Source organism: Treponema sp. (genome assembly GCF_017430385.1).
Lineage (GTDB): Bacteria > Spirochaetota > Spirochaetia > Treponematales > Treponemataceae > Treponema_D.
Window position 1 is genome coordinate 1 of sequence record NZ_JAFRNB010000031.1, and the last position, 2,546, is coordinate 2,546.

The 2,546-nt window shown below is 41.8% G+C and carries 2 protein-coding genes; both read right to left on the bottom strand.

Annotation, left to right across the window (positions count from 1 at the left end; translation table 11 throughout):
- Nucleotides 1-50 precede the first annotated feature (50 nt).
- Nucleotides 51-1,130, bottom strand: coding sequence for an IS110 family RNA-guided transposase (locus IJJ71_RS02270; protein ID WP_296845068.1), 1,080 nt, complete (start codon nucleotides 1,128-1,130; stop codon nucleotides 51-53).
- Nucleotides 1,131-1,594: 464 nt separating this feature from the next.
- Nucleotides 1,595-2,287 (bottom strand): aspartate/glutamate racemase family protein, encoded by a 693-nt coding sequence (locus tag IJJ71_RS02275; protein WP_296845070.1) that lies wholly within the window; start codon nucleotides 2,285-2,287, stop codon nucleotides 1,595-1,597.
- Between the last annotated feature and the right edge of the window lie 259 nt (nucleotides 2,288-2,546).

The following is a 2,546-nucleotide window of genomic DNA, read 5'->3' on the forward strand; positions in this document are numbered from 1 at the left end:
GCGGGCTCCTATGATATTTGTCAATAGCATGGAGCTCCTGATTCCAAAAATTACGATGCCAAAGCTTCATCCACAAGTTTTTCCATGGAAAGTGTGGGTGAAGTTCTCTTTTCATACGATGTACCGTTTTTCAATATGGTGTACATCAACTCTGCAAGTTTTCTTGCGACCGCGACTATCGCTATCTTTTTCCCTTTGCTCTGAACCTGTGTCATGTAAAGGTATTTCTCCTTTAATGCCCCCGCATTTCTTGCCCTGACATGTGTCCATGCGGCCAGAATCAGGAGCGATCTTAAATTCCTGTTCCCGCACTTTGTTATGTGTCCAAGCCTCACGATTGTACTTGATATGTCAAGGCGCGGTACGAGTCCCGCCGCGGCTCCTATGGCCGATGCGTTGGGAAATCGCGAGCCGTCGCCAAGGAATGCTATGAAACTCGATGCCAGCTGTTTCCCGACTCCGGGAATTTCAGTCAGTCTTTCGATATTCCTGTCTCCTTCAACTTCCTTTTCCAGCAATTCCTCAACCTCATTTATCTGCCCGTCAATAATCTCAAGCCTTTCAAGGCTTCTTTCCGCCTGTGCGAGGAATATTCCTTTCAGAATCTTTATGCTCTCGCTCCTGCTGCTTCCAGTGGCGAGATCCTTTTTCTTCATTTCCGTGATTCCGCACTCAAGGAAAATCGCATGAATCCTGTTGATTTCTTTTGTTCTGTCATGCTTCAGCTGCCTTAGCTCCGTGAGTATCTGCCTGAGGTTCTCCTCGTGCTCCGTCGGAAGCTCCACTTTCGGAAGCTCCCCGTTCTCATACTTCTGCACAAGGCGTGCCAGTTTTAAGGCATCTTCCTTGTCGTTCTTTTTCAGGGAACGGTAGATGAGCGCTATCTGGCTCGGATTCAGGAGGACTACCTCGCAGCCGACCTGTTTTTCCATCTCCCTCGCCATTACCATAGCAAGAGAGCAGACTTCAATTGCAACTCTATCTGTACTTCGAAGTTTTTTGTACAGAGCTTTCCTTCCGGCGGGGCTTGTGAGGCCGTTCGTTCCGGTGACTTTTCCTCCGCTGCAGATAATTTTGATTTCATAGGTCCTTTTTCCCAAATCGATTCCAACAAATCTTTTGCCTTCCATTCCTTGCTCCTTTTATGATAGAATGGAATCAGGAGTTAACGCTGGTAGTGGTGTACCGTGCTCCTATCCGGGGTCGCGGGGAATGTCCCCGCGCCTCATTATGGCGTACGGCGGTCGGTTTTGGTTAATCTTGACCTCGAAGTAAGGGACTGCCTTTCAGCCGCGCCTTCTTCACTGCCCGCGAGAACCTTCCGCCGACTCTCTGATTCCGTCGAATCAGAGTACCACTTTTATCCAGACATTTATATCATGCCATCTTGACCCGACATCCGATTTGAAGCGCATGTTATACGAAATTACTCCGTAAATATTTTTTCGCCGTATCTATAATTTCACAAGAAGCGTAAAGTCGCCTCATTTTTTTTCTTCCTTGCGAGTTTACAATTACAACCGTATCATCGCCTAAGACCTAAAGTTCAATTTTATTTTTACAAGCAAGCTTGACTTGCTTGTAAAAATATTCCTCATTCTAAAGCTAAATCAATCAGTTTATTAATATGAATTTCAACACTGTCTAGACAAACTAAGGGACAATTATTTGAATTAAGTAACAATGGCAGTTCCGTACAACCAAGAATAACAGCTTCGATACCATTTTCATTTTTCATTTTTTCAATAATATCTGTAAATTCATTTAATGTTGATTCCTTTACAATTCCAAGTTCAAGTTCTTCAAAAATTCTTTTTGCAATTAATTCACGATCATTTTTATTTGGAACAAAAACTTCTATTCCTGATTCTATTAAATCTTTTTTCATAAAATCTTGTTCCATTGTGAATATAGTTCCCAAAAGTCCGACTTTTTTATAGTTTCTTCTAACAATTTCTTCGGATACTGCTTTAGGTATACTTACAATCGAAATATTATTTTTATCAATTAATTCATCGTATACAATATGCATTGTTGCTGCAGTAAGAGAAATAATTTCCGCTCCGACTTTATGCAAGTTCCTTATCTTCTCTGAAAGATAGTCTGAAAGGGCTTCATAATTTTTCGATGAAACAAATTTCCATGCCTTCCGAAAATCAACACTTTCTATTGCTATTTCTGGCATATGCTTTTCGTTAGTCATTTTGTCTATTCTGGAATTTAACAATTTATAATACATTAATGTCGATTCTGGTCCAGTTCCACCGACTAATCCAATTTTTTTCATTCTTTCTCCAAGCACCCCAGTGCGGGTGTCCGTATAACTATAGCCTTAACCCGCGGCAAGCTTGACTTGCCGTCTGCTTTGAAGGCGTTGTTATGTGCTATTCTACCTCAAATAACCGCCGTAACACCAGCCTGTTATTTTCATCTTTCGATCTCCTTGCGTGCTTACTCGTCCGCACGCCTAATAATAAAATTCATCAAAAATCAATTTTATTCTGTTCCTTATCTTTCGGTCATCTTCAAATGATTTCCACGAATCC